Origin of the sequence: Bradyrhizobium sp. 190, from assembly GCF_023073415.1 — a bacterium.
Classification (GTDB): domain Bacteria; phylum Pseudomonadota; class Alphaproteobacteria; order Rhizobiales; family Xanthobacteraceae; genus Bradyrhizobium.
The window spans coordinates 66,321-82,196 of record NZ_JADPJL010000048.1; the positions used below are offsets into that span (position 1 = coordinate 66,321).

Below are 15,876 nucleotides of genomic sequence, written 5' to 3' on the forward strand. Positions count from 1 at the left end.
GCTCGCCATCCAAGGCGAGCGGTGCCGGCCATCTCTCCTGGCGCGACGTTCAGGCCCGACGCAACAGCGGTGGCCTACGTCGCTCGATTTCCTCGTCCAGCAACGCCGCGAGCTCCGCGCTCACCTCCACCATCGGCAGGCGAACCTCGGCGCTGTCGATCAGCCCGCCGCGTGCCAGCCAATACTTGGCGGGCGCCGGGCTCGGTTCGGCGAACAGCAGCCGGGTCAACCCGGATATTGCCTTCCAGCACGCCAGCGCGCCGTCGCGATCGCCCTTCTTCAACAGTGTCCGCACCGATGCGAAGGCGTCGGTCTCCAGGTGCGCCGACAGCAGGATTGCCCCGTCGGCGCCGTCGGCGAGTGCTTCGTGATACAGCGCGTCCTCGCCGGTCAGCACGCCAAAGTTGGGTGGTCGCCGGCTCAGGAAGTCGATCGACTGCGCGCGGTCGGCGCCGCAATCCTTCATGCCCGCGATGTTCGGATGCAAGGCGAGCTGCAGCAGCGTCTCGTTGGTGAGGCTGACGCCGGTCCGGTAGGGGATGTTGTAGAGCACGATCGGCCACGAGGCGTGATCGGCGAGCGCGGTGAAGTGCTGCAACAGGCCGCGCTGCGATGGACGGATGTAATAGGGGCTCGCGATCAGATAACCGTCGATCGGCCAGGTCGCCGTGTCATCCAGCGCATCCAGGAGCTTCGCGGTAGAGGCGCCGGACAGGCCCAGCAGGATCGGCAGGTGGCGACCGCTGCCGGACAGCTCGCTGCGCGTCACCGTCACCAGCCGCTCGAGCTCGCCCGTGCGGAGCGACATGCCTTCGCCCGACGTCGCCGCGAGAATGAAGCCGTCGACCGGGCCGGCCGCATAGTGCCTGACGAGCCGGCGTAGCGACGCCTCGTCGAGTTCGCCGTCGCGAAACGGTGTAATGAGCGGCAGCCACAGGCCCTGCAGGCGGCTCGCCAGATCGTCAGTCGAAGGGGTAGTCATCGTTCCATCTCCTCATGGGGTGAGCCGGAGACGGGACCAATAAAAAAACCCCGTCCAGACGGCGGGGCTTTCGGGATCGCGGGTTGCGGCAGTCTAGCGCGCGCGTCGATCTCGGGTCCCCAGGTGGGGACCTTTTTTCGACGACAAAGCTGCGCACGAACTCGTGATCATGTGCGGATGATGGTGGCAGAGGACCTCAATGTCAATCCGCGCAGCGCCATGACGCGTGCGCAAAAAAAAGCCGGGCCCAGAGAGCCCGGCTTGAGGTATTGGCCACGTGAGGCCGACACAATCACCTTCCAAGAGGGATTACTGAACCGCCGCGCCACTGGAGGAGGGGGACATATGCGCGACGCGACCGCTCAGCGTTCGAGTACTATGATCCTCATCAGTGCTGTGCGGCAACCGTCCGAGCCGCATGTCAGTCATGCGGTGAGCGGGCCCTCTATAAAATAAGCTAATCCGCAAAAGCGGCATGACGAAACGTCACCCGCGCCAAGCTTCTTATGGAGCATAATCTTCTCGGAAAACACTTTCCCCTCGGGACAAACGCGAAGCGTTTGTCCGGGGATCATGCTCTAGGAGGGCCAGCGCTGCGCCTTGCTCACCACGAAGTCGCGGAACACCTGCACGCGTGCGACCGTCTTCAACTCTTCGGGATAGACGAAGTAGGTGTCGATCGCGATCGAGTCGGTTTCACCGAACAGCTGCACCAGGCGGTTGTTTTCCTCGACCAGGTAGTCGGGCAGCGCGGCGATGCCGAGCCCCTGCTGGCAGGCGCGGACCAGCCCCAAGATGTTGTTGACTTTGAAATAGGCTTCGCGCGGGCCCGAGCCGTTGCGGCCGGCGTCGATCAGCCAGCTCCGGTTCTGCAGATGCGGCGGAACCTGCGCGTCGCCCAGCATGATGATGCGGTGCGAGTCGAGATCGTCGAGGGTGCGCGGCGTGCCGAAGCGCTTGATGTATTCGGGCGAGCAATAGGCGTGGAAGCCGATCGAGAACAGCTTTCGCTGGATCAGGTCCGGCTGGGTCGGCTTGCGGGTCCGGATCGCCACGTCAGCTTCGCGCATCGACAGATCGAGATCCTCGTCGGTGACGATCAGCGAGATGCGTATATCAGGATAGAGCGCGGTGAACTCGTCGAGCCGCGGGATCAGCCAGTTGATGCCGAGCGCAGGCGGTGTCGTGATCTTGAGGTCGCCGCTCGGCCGCTCGCGGCTGTCGGTGAGCTTGGCGCGCGCCGCCTGCAGCTGCATAAACACGTCATGCGCGGTGCGGAACAGCAAGTCGCCCTGTTCGGTCAGGATGAGCCCGCGCGCATGGCGGTGAAACAGCGACACCGCGAGCTCCTGCTCCAGCGCGCTGACCTGCCGCGACACCGCCGATTGCGAAAGCCCGAGCTGTTCGCCGGCGTGGGTAAAGCTTCCCGCCTCTGCAGCCGCGTGAAAGACTTTCAGCTTGTCCCAATCCATGTCCGATGATCCGTCCCGTGTTCTAGGCATGATTATTCTGCCGCCGCGCGATCGCTCGCGCGCAAAGCCAGGAAACGCTCGGCCTCAAGGGCCGCCATGCAGCCGAGGCCGGCGGCCGTGACCGCCTGCCGGTAGGTTTCGTCAGCGACGTCGCCGGCGGCGAACAGGCCGGGAATCGACGTGGCGGTCGAGTTCGGCGCCACCTCGACATAGCCGGAGGATTTCAGCTTGATCTGGCCTTTGACGAGGTCGGTTGCGGGCGCGTGGCCGATGGCGATGAAGACGCCGTCGGCCGGCACATCGGTCAGCGTGCCGGTCCTGACGTTCTTCAGGCGCACATGGGTGACCTTGCCAGGATTTTCGGTGCCGCAGATTTCGTCGATCGCGGAGTCCCAGACCACCTTGATCTTGGAGTTCTTGAACAGGCGATCCTGCAGGATGCGCTCGGCGCGGAAATGATCGCGGCGATGAACGATCGTCACCTGCGAGGCGAAATTGGTGAGGAACAACGCTTCCTCGACCGCGGTGTTACCGCCGCCGACGACCATGACTTCCTTGCCGCGGTAGAAGAAGCCGTCGCAGGTCGCGCAGGCCGAGACGCCAAAGCCCTTAAACTTTTCTTCGGAAGCGATGCCGAGCCAGCGCGCTTGCGCGCCGGTGGCGAGGATCACGGTTTCCGCCAGATAGACCTCGCCGCTGTCGCAGGTCAGCCGAAACGGCCGCTGCGCCAGTTCGAGCTTGTTGACGAGGTCGGTGACGATCTTGGTGCCGACATGCGCCGCCTGCTTCTCCATCTGCTCCATCAGCCAGGGACCCTGGATCACGTCGGCGAAGCCTGGATAATTTTCCACGTCGGTGGTGATGGTGAGTTGTCCGCCTGGCTGGATGCCCTGGATCAGCACCGGCTCCAGCATCGCGCGCGCCGCGTAGATCGCCGCGGTGTAACCGGCGGGGCCGGAACCGATAATGACGACCTTGGCATGGATAGGCGCGGGCATCGGCGGATCCCTCTCTTATTCGGGGGTTTGTTTATGACTGTGCAGAAAGCGCCCGGAGGAGGTCGCGGGCGCTGAAAGTGTCAAATCCAAGTCTAAGATATCTGGGTAGCTATGCAAGAATTGCAATTCATCCCAGCGAATTTTCCTCGGAACTGAAGTAACAATCGCGAAATGTGGCGTTGCACGCGCAATAAAATTGCGCAAACGACGCGCCGTGCGCTAAGAGAGTTGCCAGTAGGGCCTGCCAGCGCAGCCAAAATTAAGGAACCCGACGCGCGTGTCGAAGAATCTTGACGAAATCGACCTCAGAATCCTCGCCGAGATCCAGGCGGACGGCCGAATCACCAACGTGGAACTGGCCAAGCGCGTCGGCATTTCGCCGCCACCCTGCCTGCGCCGGGTCCGCACGCTGGAGGAAGAGGGCTACATCCAGGGCTATCGGGGCCTGTTGGATCCGCGCCGGCTCGGCTTCGACGTCACCGTGTTTGCGTCCGTCCATCTGTCCAGCCAGGCGGATGCGGATTTGCGCGCCTTCGAGGATTTCGTCCGCGCCGAGCCCCTGGTGAGGGAATGTTGGATGCTGTCGGGCGAGGTGGATTTCATCCTCAAATGCGTCGCGCCCGACATGGCGACGTTCCAGGATTTCGTCACGCACCTGACCGCAGCACCGCACGTGCGCAACGTCCGGACGTCGCTGGTGCTGCACAATTCGAAATATGAGGCGGCGGTGCCGCTCGATGTGAAGGTGGCGGGCTGAGGGCTCAAAATTTTCGTAGGGTGGGCAAAGCGAAGCGTGCCCACCATTCAGAGCAATGTCGTGATGGTGGGCACGACGCGAAGCCGCGTCTTTGCCCACCCTACGAGTCCGCTACGAGTCCACGAGTCTCGACTTACTTCTTCCGCATCGCGTCGACGCTGTACGGTCCGCCGCCTGCAGTCGAGAGATAGAGGCAGGCGAAGCAGAACAGGATCGCGAGCGTGCCGCCGTTGATGAGCGGAAAAAAATTCCTCGGCGCATGACCGATGAAATAAGCAAAGGCCATCTCGCCGGCAAGAATGAAGGCGACGGGCCGTGTGAACAGTCCGACCAGCAAAAGCCCGCCCAGAACCAACTCGATCGCACCGGCGGCTCCCGATAGCGACATCAGTTGCACCTTGTTGAGGAAGGCGTAAGCGTTGCCCTCCGGAATTACCGGAAACTTCAGAATCTTCGCGACGCCGAATTGAAACAGCAGCAGTCCGGTGATGAAGCGAAACAGGCTCAGCGCCGTCGGCTGCCATTTCGCGAGCATCCTGTCGATTTGGTCCATGTCGTCCCCCTTGTTTGATATGCTAGAACTTAGCGTCACAACATTACACGGTGTTGGCCGATTGCGTGTGATGCCGACACAACACCTGTGAACCTGAATCATTCCCGTTGCGTGTCACCGCCTGACGGTCTTGCTGCGATTGCAGCGCAGCAAGAGAGCTTTCAGCATAATCCCACCCGGGCGACCTTTTCCGATTGCTTATAGTATATAACCATTGTCGAAATCAGTACGCTGCAATCCCGCCGCATCGCCACTCACAATCCTGTCAGGACGGAGCCAATAAAAAAGCCGCGTCGAAACGCGGCTTTGTCGCAACAGTAACTCACAGGTGACTATCGCCACTCGACCTTGGTGATCTCGTAGGCCTTGGCGCCGCCCGGCGCCACGACTTCCACGGTCGAGCCTTTTTTCTTGCCGATCAGGGCGCGGGCCATCGGCGAGGTGATCGAGATACGGCCCTTCTTGGCGTCGGCTTCCGGCTCGCCCACGATCTGCCACACCGTTTTCTTCTCGGTGTCTTCGTCGACCAGCGTGACGGTGGCGCCGAACTTCACGGTGTCGCCCGAGAGCTTCGAGATGTCGATCACGTCAGCGCGCGCGAGCTTGTCTTCGAGCTCGGCGATGCGGCCTTCGTTGTGCGACTGCTCTTCCTTGGCGGCGTGATACTCCGCGTTCTCAGATAGATCCCCGTGCGAGCGCGCCTCGGCGATATGCTCGATGATGCGCGGACGATCCTCCGACTGGCGCTTCTTCAACTCGATCTCGAGGGCGGCATAGCCGCCAGCGGTCATCGGTACCTTTTCCATCATCTCTTCCGTCCTTCCATCGTGCGCGCCGCCCAGGGCGTTGCGCGCACGAGGCATTTTTTAGATTTCGATTCGGGCTTTCATGGCCCCATATGAGCCCTGCCAGCCTACTAATTTCGGCCCGTTCAAGGGCCGATTCAACATCCAAACGAGCGGTGAGTTCCTGCCATACGGCTTTATTGCCAATCGTTTAGCGGGCATTTTGCCCCTCTAACGATCAGTTTTCGGAAAAGTAACTCTGCAGGGTGCGGACCTCAAGGTCCCCGCCCAGATAGGCGCGAATGCCCTGGGCGGCCGCCACAGCTCCTGAAAGAGTGGTGTAATACGGCACTTTATGCAAGAGGGCAGCCCGCCGCAGCGAACGGCTGTCCGCCAGCGCCTGCGGCCCCTCGGTGGTGTTGAAAACGAGCTGGATGTCGCCATTGGTGATGGCGTCGACGATGTGCGGCCGTCCCTCCAGCACCTTGTTAACCTTCTCGGTCGGAATGCCGTTGTCGGTAAGGAAGCGCTGGGTACCTGATGTGCCCATCACCTTGAAGCCGAGCGAGTGCAGCAAGCGTACCGCCTCCGCGATGCGGTTCTTGTCGCTCTCGCGTACCGAGACGAACACGGTCCCCTTGCGTGGCACGCGGGTGCCGCCGCCGAGCTGGCTTTTTGCGAACGCCACCTCGAACGAACGGTCGATGCCCATGACCTCGCCGGTCGAGCGCATCTCCGGACCGAGCACGGTGTCGACGCCGGGGAAACGCGCGAACGGGAAGACGGACTCTTTCACGCCGACATGGCCGAGCTGCTTCTTCTTCAGTTTGAAATCCGCAAGCTTCTCGCCGGCCATGATCCGTGCGGCGATCTTCGCCACCGGCGTGCCGACCACCTTGGCGACGAACGGCACGGTGCGCGAGGCCCGCGGATTGACCTCGAGCACGTAGATCTCGCCGTCCTTGATTGCATATTGCACGTTCATCAGGCCGACGACGTCGAGGCCGAGAGCCAGTTCGCGGGTCTGGCGCTCGAGCTCCTCGATCATCTTCGCATCCAGCGAATGCGGCGGCAGCGAGCAGGCGGAATCGCCGGAATGAATGCCGGCTTCCTCGATATGCTCCATGATGCCGACGATGAAGGTGTCCTGGCCGTCGCACAGGCAGTCGACGTCGATCTCGGTGGCGTCGGAGAGATAACGGTCGAACAGCAGCGGATTGGTGCCGAGCACGGTATTGATCTGGCCGGTCTTGTCGTTCGGGTAGCGCGCCTTGACGTCGCCGGGCACCAGTTCGGGCAGGGTGCCGAGCAGATAATCGTTGAGCTGGTTTTCCTCGCGGATGATCTGCATCGCGCGGCCGCCCAGCACATAGGACGGGCGCACCACCAGCGGCAGGCCGAGATCGGCCGACACCAGCCGCGCCTGCTCGACCGAATAGGCGATGCCGTTCTTGGGCTGTTTCAGCCGCAGCTTGTCGAGCACGCGCTTGAAGCGGTCGCGGTCTTCGGCGAGGTCGATGGCGTCGGGCGAGGTGCCGAGGATCGGCACGTCGGCCGCTTCCAGCGCCCGCGCCAGCTTGAGTGGGGTCTGGCCGCCGAACTGCACGATCACGCCGTGCAGCGTGCCGTTCTGGCGTTCGGTCGCGATGATCTCCAGCACGTCCTCGGCGGTGAGCGGCTCGAAATAGAGCCGGTCGGCGGTGTCGTAGTCGGTCGACACCGTCTCCGGATTGCAGTTGACCATGATGGTCTCATAGCCGGCATCGGCGAGCGCGAAGCAGGCGTGGCAGCAGCAATAGTCGAATTCGATGCCCTGGCCGATCCGGTTCGGGCCGCCGCCGAGGATGACGACCTTCTTCTTGTCCGACGGCGCGCTCTCATCCGCGAGCGAACCCGCGAACGGTGCCTCATAGGTCGAATACATGTAGGCGGTGGGGGAGGCGAACTCCGCGGCGCAGGTGTCGATGCGCTTGAAAACGGGGCGAACGCCGAGCGCGTGACGTTTTGCGGTGATCTCGGCCTCGGTGGACTCGGACAGCACGGCCAGCCGCGCGTCCGAAAAACCCATCGCCTTCAGCATGCGCATGCCGTAGCCGTTCGGCGGCAGGCCGTTCGCCTTGACCTTTGCTTCCATGTCGACGATGCCGCGCATCTCGCTGAGGAACCACGGATCGATCTTGCAGGAATTGAAGATCTCCTCGTTCGACCAGCCGAGCCGCATCGCCTGAGCCACCTGCAGGAGGCGGTTCGGCGTCGGCGTGCCCAGGGCTGCGCGGATCGCATTCTTGTCGTCGCCGCGGCCGAGCCCCTCGATCTCGATCTCGTCGAGCCCGGTCAGGCCGGTCTCGAGCCCGCGCAACGCCTTCTGCAGGCTCTCCTGGAAGGTGCGGCCGATCGCCATGACTTCGCCGACCGACTTCATCGAGGTCGTCAGCGTGGTGGAGGCGCCGGGAAATTTCTCGAACGCAAAGCGCGGAACCTTGGTCACCACGTAATCGATCGTCGGCTCGAACGAGGCGGGCGTGGCGCCGCCGGTGATGTCGTTGGCGATCTCATCGAGCGTGTAGCCGACCGCGAGCTTGGCGGCGACCTTTGCGATCGGAAAGCCGGTGGCCTTGGAAGCGAGCGCCGAGGAGCGCGACACCCGCGGGTTCATCTCGATCACCACCATGCGGCCGTCGTCGGGATTGACGCCGAACTGCACGTTGGACCCGCCGGTCTCCACCCCGATCTCGCGCAGCACCGCCAGCGAGGCGTCGCGCATGATCTGGTATTCCTTGTCGGTCAGCGTCAGCGCCGGCGCTACCGTGATGGAATCGCCGGTGTGCACGCCCATCGGATCGAGGTTCTCGATCGAGCAGACGATGATGCAATTGTCCTTCTTGTCGCGCACCACCTCCATCTCGAACTCTTTCCAGCCGAGCACGGATTCCTCGATCAGCACTTCGTTGGTCGGGGAGGCGTCGAGGCCGCGTTCGATGATGTCGAGAAACTCTTCCTTGTTGTAGGCGATGCCGCCGCCGGTACCGCCCATGGTGAAGGAGGGGCGGATGATCGCGGGCAGCCCGATCTCGGACAGCGCCATCAGCGCTTCGCCGAGCGCGTGCTCCTGGTAGCGCTTGCGGCGCTCGTTCTCGCCGAGCGTCCATTGCCGCTCGCACTCTTCCAGCGCGGCGCCGGACAGCTTCTCGCGTTCGGCCAGGTATTTGTCGCGGTAGGACTTCTTCAGGCCTGAGGCGTTGGCGAGCCGCGATTTCGGCGTCTGCAGGCCGATCTTCTCCATGGCGTTGCGGAACAGCTGGCGGTCTTCGGCCTTGTCGATGGCGTCGGCGGTGGCGCCGATCATCTCGACGTCGAACTTGTCGAGCGTGCCCTGGCGGCGCAGCGACAGCGCGCAGTTCAGCGCGGTCTGGCCTCCCATGGTCGGCAACAGCGCAAAGCCGCCCGGGATGACGTGGCGTTCCTTCTCGATGATCTTGGCGACGATTTCGGGTGTGATCGGCTCGATATAGGTCGCGTCAGCCAGTTCCGGGTCGGTCATGATGGTGGCCGGATTGGAATTGACGAGGACGATGCGGTAGCCCTCTTCCTTCAGCGTCTTCACCGCCTGGGTGCCGGAATAGTCGAATTCGCAGGCCTGGCCGATCACGATGGGACCGGCGCCGATGATCAGGATGGTGGAGATATCTGTTCTTTTGGGCATCAGCTCTCAGACTGGATTTTAGGCACAAAAAAAGGGCGCGCATGCTGCGCGTCCCCTAAGCCAAGAGCGCGGGTCACCCTCGCGCGCCGGTGGTCTTTAGACCAGATTCCGCACCCGCGAAACCCCCAAAGACGGGCCATCAACGGGGAAATTCAGGGATTTGCCGCTCGGTCTACGAGCTTTGGGGCGGCCCCGGTCCGTCTACGCTTTCGCTACGCTCAAGCTACGCCGGACACGCTCCGACCTGACGGTCTCCGCGTGGCTGCGCCACGCGTAGCCCGTCAGGGCGAAGCGTGGAGGCCCGGCCTGGATTTGAACCAGGATAAAGAGCATTGCACTGCTCCCGCGTCGTCGCTTCCGCCACCGGGCCGCGGCAATAATTGCTCATCACGGCGCGGTGATCCATACCCTACTGCGCTTTAGGGTTAACAACCTTAGGGCGCGGCAGGACTTAATTGAGCTTTAGAGCGTGCCGGGCCACGAAGGTCGTCCGCCAGGGATTGTGGCCGATGTTCTGATGCGCGCGCGAGGTGGAGAAGCCGGCCCGGGCGAGCTTCTCGATCATCTCGTTCTCGCCGTAGCGCTGCAGCCCGACGCGAGTGCGAAGCTGCCGGTAATCCGACAGCGCGGTGCTAGCGAGGCCGTAGAGAGCGTCTCTCAGGAAGCCGTGGGTCCTTGCGAATTTCAGGAGCGCCAGCACGTCTCTGGCCATGCCGACGTCCGGCCGCAGGATGTCGCCCAGCACCAGGCGTCCGGCGGGCTTCAATAGCCGGCGGATGACGGCAAAAGCGGAATCCAGTTCCTGCGGCGTCATGTATTGCGCGACTGAATTCATCACGACGAGATCGACCGAGCTTTCTGCCATTCGCGCGAGATCCTCGAGCGAGCGGACACGGATCTTGGTGTTCGGCGCAAAGCGCGCGATCAGCCGGCCGCGGACACCGGGGGCGGGCTCGGCCAGATAGAGCTTGGCGCAGGCGTCGGCCACCCTGGCGGCGGACAGCGCCTCGCCGCAGGCGTAGTCCAGCACGACGGAGTCGGGCGAGGAGATGTAGCCGATGATGTCGCGCGCGATGATCTGGAAATGCAGGTCGCGATGCAGCTTGCTCGCATAAATCGTATGCGTGGAATCGTAATAGTCGATCCATTCATCCATGCGCGCGCGTCCGGTAAAGCAGCAGGTTCCGGCACCGGAACCAGCCTGAAGGTGATGCGTTAGGTCGTCCGACGGCCAATGTCCACCGCCGCCAGAGTCCGGTTCCTAACAGGAAGGTGCAACGTGAGCAAAACCAACAACAAATCCGGCAAGGTATCGCCCGAACTCGACACGCCGACCGATCTGCCGGCGGCCGCCGTCGAGAAGATTTCGACATCCCTCAACACGCTGCTGGCGGATGCCTTTGCGCTTTACCTGAAGACCAAGAACTTCCACTGGCACGTCAGCGGCCGGCATTTCAACGACTATCATCTGATGCTGGACCAGCAGTCGGAGGCGATTTTCGCCACCACCGACCAGCTCGCCGAACGGGTACGCAAGCTCGGCGGCACTACGCTGCGCTCGATCGGGCAGATTGCCAAGCTGCAGACCATTCAGGACAACAACGAGGCCTATGTGCCGCCGCGCGAAATGCTGCGCGAACTGATGGAAGACAACAAGCACATGGCGGCGGCGATGCGCAAAGCGCACAAGCTTTGCGAGGATCATGAGGATTCCGGCAGCGCAAGCCTGCTCGAAGTCTTCATCGACGAGACCGAGCGCCGCACCTGGTTCCTGTTCGAAGCCAGCCGCCAGGAAGGCGCCAACGCGGCGTGATTCACCGTCTCCCTTGCGGGAGGGTGGGGTCGTCAACGGGTGGCGCGAAGCGCCGCCCGATCGGATGTTCTCGCCGTCTCCGGTCGATCTTCGCATCGACGTGCAATGCCCAAATTCCAAATTAAAGGGTAGCTTCCCGGGCGGGTTCCGCTACGATGCTGACGCGCGAGGTTAGCGGGAGGCGTGCAATGCCAATCTCCTTCTCGATGATCGTCTTGAACTCGCAGTTGATCGTTGCGGTCGCAGATGGCGTGCCGAAATTCGACATTGCCCGGAGTTGCAAGCTCGACCTTGCCGCCACCGCCGGTCTCTCCGTTGATCAGTCGATGAAGAGCTGCATGAACGATGAACAAAGAGCGCGGAAGCAGCTCGCGGGCCAGTGGTCGAAATTCCCCGCGCCTGGCCGGGTAAGTTGCATCTCGCAAGAGAGCATCGGTGGCACGCCAAGTTACGTTAGTCTGCTGACGTGCCTACAGATGGGACAGTGGGCCAGGTGATGCCCGGCGTGATTTCGCCGTTAGTTGCCAGGATGGAATGAACGCAGTTGCCGCCACGATCGCCGGTGGCTTCCATGTGTCATCGCCTGCGGGCAGGATCGACGGCGCTTCAGTCTTCGGTCAACAGAGGCGCGTGACCCTCACTTCACCAATTCGATCTCGCTCAGCCGCCATTCCTTTGTGAAGAAGGGTTCAATCGGGCTGTAGAGACGAAGCAGCGTGAACCATCCCTTGCCGGGCATGGTCTGAATCCAGTTGCCCCGCTTCACGCCCGCCGGCTGGGTCGGACCGAAATAAACGGTCGTCGAGCCGTCGTCGCCCGCTTCGGCGGCGGGCGACGGATAGCTCTGGCTGCCGGCGCGCGGATAGCGTTGCGGGGTGTCGAGCATCGAGCGCGACTGATTGTCGTAAAGTGTGAACGACCAGAAGGCGGCTGCGGGAATGCCTTTCGGCAGCGTCACCTTGTACGTTTTGCCGCCGTCGAGGTCATTCTTGTCGGCGTCCAGGAAGCCCATCAGATATTGCGAGCCTACACGCGGAACACGCATGATCATGCCAGGGGAGTCGAGGGTGTAGGCGTAGTAGAACGCGGTTTTCGAGTCGAGGGTTCGCGCACCGGTCGCCGGGAAGGGTTTGAAGAAACCCTCCTTGGTGATCAGCGGCGGCGGCGTCTCGAAATTTGCGCCACCCTGCCACAACATGTTGCCCCACATCGATCCGGGGTAGTACGCCCAATCAGGGTGAGCCGCACTGAAGCGCCAGTTGAGTGCACGTCCGGCAGCATTCCCGACCGCAGCCGCGTCGGTGAGAATCTTGCGCATACGGGCGTCCGGGTTGAACGGCTTTCCCTTTACGATCCCGATGGCCGCCAATTGTCCGGCAAGCTCGGTATTGTACGAGTCTGCCGGCTCTTGCTGGATGTTGGCGTCGATCATCTCGAAGAACGAATAGTCGCTTGGGGGAATCGTATTGAACGCTTTCCCGCTGGCTTCCACGAACTTGGTTGGCGGAACTTGTGGATTGCCTTCGAGCCTGACCTTGCCTTCGAGCGCTGTCGCGATACTCGTGCCAACGCCGCCCGGAGTGTACCGATAAATCTTGATCGTCTTCTTGATGTTCTCGACGGCCGGTTTCGGATCGTTGTCCGTGAGAAACGCGCGCGCGGCATAGATCACCCGGGTTGTCTTCGATCGCGCTATGTAAAAGCCACCTTCCGGGACCGGTCCGTCGTAGCCAGGCGGCAACAGCAGGTACTTTCCGCCTTCGCCACGGTCGGGGCCGGGGAAGCCAACGTCGATGATCCACGCAAACCACATGTCGTTGATGGTCCCAAGCCCCTTCGTCGGCTGTTCGACCACCATGGGGCCTTTCGTGAGGTCCACGATGCTGAAGTAATAGATTGTGTCGGCATTGGCCGTGAGAAACAGCGACTTCGCGTCCATCAGTTCGGGGTAGATGGTGACCGTATTGTCCTCCGCGCCAATGCTGAGAAGGCCTTTACGGATCGCGTAGGCGGACGCACCGCCATAACTGTTGAGAAACGCGTCAAGGCCCCGGGTAAAGTCCAGCGTATCGTAGACCTTCTCGGCAGTTGCCACGCTCGGCGCACCATCCTTGAATTCGAGTTTGCCGATGCGCGTGTCGACGGTGTCCGGGGTGACGAGTATCGGCGGGATTGCAGGAGCTTGAGCCGCGGCCGTCTGAGGCAGAGCGGGTATCGCGCAGAAAAGCGCTGCGACTAACAACGCGGTAGATTGTTTCATATTGTCGCTCCCTTTGATGTCAGGATGTCAGTGTTTGCGTGGCTCCGTTCAGCTTGCTTGCTTCAAATCAAGGTTGCGTTCGGCGGCTGAAGCAGATGGCGCGCCGATTGTTTTCATGGAGGACGGTGCTGCCGCTTGCTGAGCAATCGCTGCTTCGGCCCCGCACAACGTCGCGGTTGCGGCGAGCATTCCGAAAATCTGAATCAATTTGGCAATGCGCATGGACATCCATTCCTTTTACAAAATGCGACGGAACGGCGTGAAAGCACTCTAGCGCCGGAGCGAGAGAGGCCGCGTGTGCAAGAGCAAGAAATCGCGTATGCAATGCAATGTGCTACGTCGACTGCACAAACGCACATGGCGTCTGCAGATTTCAAAAAACAGATGCTGGAAAGAGATGCTATAGAGCTATCATTTGAAGGGCGTCTTCGACCACCTCCACGAGCATTACGTTAGCACAAACAAACGTTCCGGGCCGCATCTATCACGCCAGGATCACGACAATTCCGAAGCGCATCGGTCAGGGGCAGGTCGCCGTGTCCGGGACGCTGGCGCGCACCACCGCGCTCGGCGGCGCGACTGTCTTCCCGGCGGTGATTTCGATACCTGACGGGATGAGCCGCGATTCCCTTCGTCTGGGGATGTCCGGCAGCGCCACCGCCTTTTCCGACAAAGCGGGCGTGATCGGTTTGCTCGCCTCGATCCTGGTGTGGATCAGTTCCTATACGGCGTATCTCTAGCCGCGGGCAAAGATGTGCGAAAAAAGCGCGCGTCTTTAGATGGTACTGCAAGATTCCGATAATCAATTTAAGCGAGCCTGCGCGAGGCGTCGCTATGATGAAAACCGCCCGATGAGCCCGTGCAGGATGACGCGGGTGCTATCGGGCCGTGCGTTACCGGCTGTTCTGGTTTGGGATCGAATGATGCAGAAAGTAATTGAATTTCGGGGCCCGAAGTCTGAAGCCGTATCGGAGCCGCTGGCGGCGGCACCGCCATCCATCGAACCGATACTGGCGGTGGTCGATTCATTGTCCCGCACCCTCGATTGCATCAAGACCATGTGCGCGACCGAGCCGATCGGGCCGATCCGCGACAGACTGGAGACCGAACGGGCAAATCTCGTCATCGGGCTTTTTGTCGCCCGGGTCGCCGCGATGCGGCTGTCGTCCGGCGAGCAGGCGCCGGCTGTTATAGTTAACTCGAACTTGCCGATCGCCAGCCAAGGATGACGGCAGCGATGCTGGCGCATCTAGCCTTGGATTAATTCGCGAAGCGTCGCGGTGATCTCCCCAGCGGAGTAAGGCTTGGGCAAAAAGCGCCCGCCCTCGGGCAGGTCGCCATCGGTGATCCGGATACGCCCTGACGTTGCCACGATCTTGACCGGCGGCCAGCGGTCTCTGACGAAATGGGCGAGCTTAAGCCCGTCCATCGAACCCGGCATGTGAACGTCGGTAAAGATGAGACGAATATCGTTGCGGGCCGCAAGAATAGCGATGGCTTCGTCCGCATCGCCGGCCTCCAGGACATCAAATCCCGCCATCTCGACGGCGGCTCTGGTACCAATCCGGACCAGAAATTCGTCCTCGACAATGAGCACGACAGGCCGCTTGCTAGCGCTTGGCTGCATCAGGACCGACGTCTTGGTTGGGCAGGGCAAGTGCCTTCAAGTGTCGGGACTCCGACACTACCGCGAGACGCCAACACAGTCTTGGCCCGTTCGTTCCGGAAGCAGGAAGAAATTTAGGCGAGAGGGCCCAATAGCTCCTCATACCGCCGCTCGATGCGCTCGTAACAGTCGCATGAGACGTCCTGCAATCCTTTGGCGTCGAGGATGGAGATGCGGCCTCGGCCGATCTGAATGAGACCGGCAGTCTGCAGGGTGCGCTCGACCAGATTGATCGTCGTGCGCTGCACCCCGAGCATTTGCCCGAAGAATTCCTGGGTGAGGCGGATGTCGTTGCTGCCCAGCCGCTTCCGGCACTGCAGGAGCCAGCGCGCGGCGCGGTTCTCCACCTGGTGTAGCGCCTGGCAGGCGGTCGATTGCTGCGATTGCGCGAGCAAGGAGAGATCGAACAGCGCGACGGTCTTGCGAAAGCTTTCGTTCTCACGCCCGACACGATGAACTTCCGCGGCAGGGATGCGTATGGCTTCGCCCGCGACCTGCACGACCGAATCCGCAAACGTCGTCATGATGCCGTGAATGGCCGACGATCCGATCATGCCCTCGCGGCCGACGATCGATGTCTCGGCGGTCGCGCCCTGCTCGGTGCTGGCGAGCACGGAGATGATGCAGGAGCGCGGGAAATACGCGAACTCGATGTCAGACGTCGAGCTGTGGAGCAGCTCGCCATGTTCGATCGAAATCGTCCGCATGTGCGGTTTCAGCAGGGCCAGCGCCGAAGCATCCACTAAATTTAAGAGATGATTTTCAGCGGCCACGAGGAGCACCAGCGCGAGTTAGGCGGGAACTTCAACTCTCTCTCTCTCTGTCGCCGATGCCTTGGAACAGATCGGCGATAGGGCCCATTATGGGCGCAAGTACCGGCAATAGCT

General features: G+C 61.9%; 16 protein-coding genes and 1 tRNA gene. 5 read left to right on the forward strand and 12 right to left on the reverse strand.

Annotated elements, in window-relative coordinates; all coding sequences use genetic code 11:
• Positions 1–49: 49 nt before the first annotated feature.
• The 3 genes from IVB22_RS26425 to trxB all read right to left on the reverse strand — a co-directional run bounded on the left by IVB22_RS26425 (position 50) and on the right by trxB (position 3,452).
• On the reverse strand, positions 50–982 hold the full coding sequence (locus IVB22_RS26425; RefSeq protein ID WP_247520180.1) for a 4-hydroxy-tetrahydrodipicolinate synthase: 933 nt from the start codon (positions 980–982) through the stop codon (positions 50–52).
• 578 nt (positions 983–1,560) lie between these two features.
• Entirely contained in the window at positions 1,561–2,484 is a 924-nt protein-coding gene (locus IVB22_RS26430; protein ID WP_247520181.1) for a LysR family transcriptional regulator, read from the reverse strand.
• A gap of 2 nt (positions 2,485–2,486) precedes the next feature.
• Complete coding sequence (gene trxB, locus IVB22_RS26435; protein WP_247520182.1) at positions 2,487–3,452, reverse strand: thioredoxin-disulfide reductase; 966 nt, start codon at positions 3,450–3,452, stop codon at positions 2,487–2,489.
• Between the two features lie 277 nt (positions 3,453–3,729).
• Between trxB and IVB22_RS26440 the strand changes: the two genes are divergently transcribed.
• Positions 3,730–4,209, forward strand: coding sequence for an Lrp/AsnC family transcriptional regulator (locus tag IVB22_RS26440; RefSeq protein WP_028350193.1), 480 nt, complete (start codon positions 3,730–3,732; stop codon positions 4,207–4,209).
• A gap of 133 nt (positions 4,210–4,342) precedes the next feature.
• Here IVB22_RS26440 and IVB22_RS26445 read toward each other — a convergent pair whose 3' ends face one another.
• The 5 genes from IVB22_RS26445 to IVB22_RS26465 all read right to left on the reverse strand — a co-directional run bounded on the left by IVB22_RS26445 (position 4,343) and on the right by IVB22_RS26465 (position 10,406).
• On the reverse strand, positions 4,343–4,753 hold the full coding sequence (locus tag IVB22_RS26445) for a DoxX family protein (protein ID WP_247520231.1): 411 nt from the start codon (positions 4,751–4,753) through the stop codon (positions 4,343–4,345).
• A 341-nt stretch (positions 4,754–5,094) separates the two neighbouring features.
• Positions 5,095–5,568 carry a transcription elongation factor GreA gene (gene greA, locus IVB22_RS26450; RefSeq protein WP_247520183.1) on the reverse strand — a complete coding sequence of 158 codons (474 nt, stop codon included), beginning with the start codon at positions 5,566–5,568 and terminating at the stop codon, positions 5,095–5,097.
• Positions 5,569–5,785: 217 nt separating this feature from the next.
• The gene (gene carB / locus IVB22_RS26455) at positions 5,786–9,250 is read right to left on the reverse strand and encodes a carbamoyl-phosphate synthase large subunit (RefSeq protein WP_247520184.1); all 3,465 of its coding nucleotides are present in this window, start codon (positions 9,248–9,250) and stop codon (positions 5,786–5,788) included.
• Between the two features lie 294 nt (positions 9,251–9,544).
• A tRNA-OTHER gene (locus IVB22_RS26460) sits at positions 9,545–9,620 on the reverse strand.
• A gap of 81 nt (positions 9,621–9,701) precedes the next feature.
• The gene (locus tag IVB22_RS26465; RefSeq protein ID WP_247520185.1) at positions 9,702–10,406 is read right to left on the reverse strand and encodes a class I SAM-dependent methyltransferase; all 705 of its coding nucleotides are present in this window, start codon (positions 10,404–10,406) and stop codon (positions 9,702–9,704) included.
• 123 nt (positions 10,407–10,529) lie between these two features.
• Between IVB22_RS26465 and IVB22_RS26470 the strand changes: the two genes are divergently transcribed.
• Positions 10,530–11,063: a Dps family protein gene (locus IVB22_RS26470; RefSeq protein WP_247520186.1), complete on the forward strand. Its 534-nt coding sequence runs from the start codon at positions 10,530–10,532 to the stop codon at positions 11,061–11,063.
• 188 nt (positions 11,064–11,251) lie between these two features.
• A complete protein-coding gene (locus IVB22_RS26475; protein ID WP_247520187.1) occupies positions 11,252–11,560 on the forward strand; it encodes a hypothetical protein in 309 nt (102 codons plus the stop codon).
• Between the two features lie 140 nt (positions 11,561–11,700).
• Here IVB22_RS26475 and IVB22_RS26480 read toward each other — a convergent pair whose 3' ends face one another.
• Positions 11,701–13,323, reverse strand: a complete 1,623-nt coding sequence (locus IVB22_RS26480; RefSeq protein WP_247520188.1) for a DUF1254 domain-containing protein — start codon at positions 13,321–13,323, stop codon at positions 11,701–11,703.
• A 48-nt stretch (positions 13,324–13,371) separates the two neighbouring features.
• On the reverse strand, positions 13,372–13,545 hold the full coding sequence (locus IVB22_RS26485; protein ID WP_247520189.1) for a hypothetical protein: 174 nt from the start codon (positions 13,543–13,545) through the stop codon (positions 13,372–13,374).
• Between the two features lie 314 nt (positions 13,546–13,859).
• On the opposite strand from IVB22_RS26485, the gene IVB22_RS26490 reads away from it, so the two are divergent.
• Positions 13,860–14,063, forward strand: coding sequence for a hypothetical protein (locus IVB22_RS26490; RefSeq protein WP_247520190.1), 204 nt, complete (start codon positions 13,860–13,862; stop codon positions 14,061–14,063).
• A gap of 183 nt (positions 14,064–14,246) precedes the next feature.
• A complete protein-coding gene (locus IVB22_RS26495) occupies positions 14,247–14,552 on the forward strand; it encodes a hypothetical protein (RefSeq protein WP_247520191.1) in 306 nt (101 codons plus the stop codon).
• Between the two features lie 20 nt (positions 14,553–14,572).
• On the opposite strand, the gene IVB22_RS26500 is transcribed toward IVB22_RS26495, so the two are convergent.
• Together IVB22_RS26500 and IVB22_RS26505 are read right to left on the reverse strand one after the other, a co-directional pair.
• Positions 14,573–14,950 (reverse strand): response regulator, encoded by a 378-nt coding sequence (locus IVB22_RS26500; protein WP_247520192.1) that lies wholly within the window; start codon positions 14,948–14,950, stop codon positions 14,573–14,575.
• Between the two features lie 113 nt (positions 14,951–15,063).
• On the reverse strand, positions 15,064–15,696 hold the full coding sequence (locus tag IVB22_RS26505; protein ID WP_247520193.1) for a Crp/Fnr family transcriptional regulator: 633 nt from the start codon (positions 15,694–15,696) through the stop codon (positions 15,064–15,066).
• Between the last annotated feature and the right edge of the window lie 180 nt (positions 15,697–15,876).

Coding starts and splice junctions, on each gene's coding strand:
- IVB22_RS26425 (WP_247520180.1), bottom strand. CDS start 982: ATGACTACCCCTTCGACTGACGATCTGGCGAGCCGCCTGCAGGGCCTG.
- IVB22_RS26430 (WP_247520181.1), bottom strand. CDS start 2,484: ATGCCTAGAACACGGGACGGATCATCGGACATGGATTGGGACAAGCTG.
- trxB (WP_247520182.1), bottom strand. CDS start 3,452: ATGCCCGCGCCTATCCATGCCAAGGTCGTCATTATCGGTTCCGGCCCC.
- greA (WP_247520183.1), bottom strand. CDS start 5,568: ATGGAAAAGGTACCGATGACCGCTGGCGGCTATGCCGCCCTCGAGATC.
- carB (WP_247520184.1), bottom strand. CDS start 9,250: ATGCCCAAAAGAACAGATATCTCCACCATCCTGATCATCGGCGCCGGT.
- IVB22_RS26465 (WP_247520185.1), bottom strand. CDS start 10,406: ATGGATGAATGGATCGACTATTACGATTCCACGCATACGATTTATGCG.
- IVB22_RS26475 (WP_247520187.1), top strand. CDS start 11,252: ATGCCAATCTCCTTCTCGATGATCGTCTTGAACTCGCAGTTGATCGTT.
- IVB22_RS26480 (WP_247520188.1), bottom strand. CDS start 13,323: ATGAAACAATCTACCGCGTTGTTAGTCGCAGCGCTTTTCTGCGCGATA.
- IVB22_RS26485 (WP_247520189.1), bottom strand. CDS start 13,545: ATGCGCATTGCCAAATTGATTCAGATTTTCGGAATGCTCGCCGCAACC.
- IVB22_RS26495 (WP_247520191.1), top strand. CDS start 14,247: ATGCAGAAAGTAATTGAATTTCGGGGCCCGAAGTCTGAAGCCGTATCG.
- IVB22_RS26500 (WP_247520192.1), bottom strand. CDS start 14,950: ATGCAGCCAAGCGCTAGCAAGCGGCCTGTCGTGCTCATTGTCGAGGAC.
- IVB22_RS26505 (WP_247520193.1), bottom strand. CDS start 15,696: ATGCGGACGATTTCGATCGAACATGGCGAGCTGCTCCACAGCTCGACG.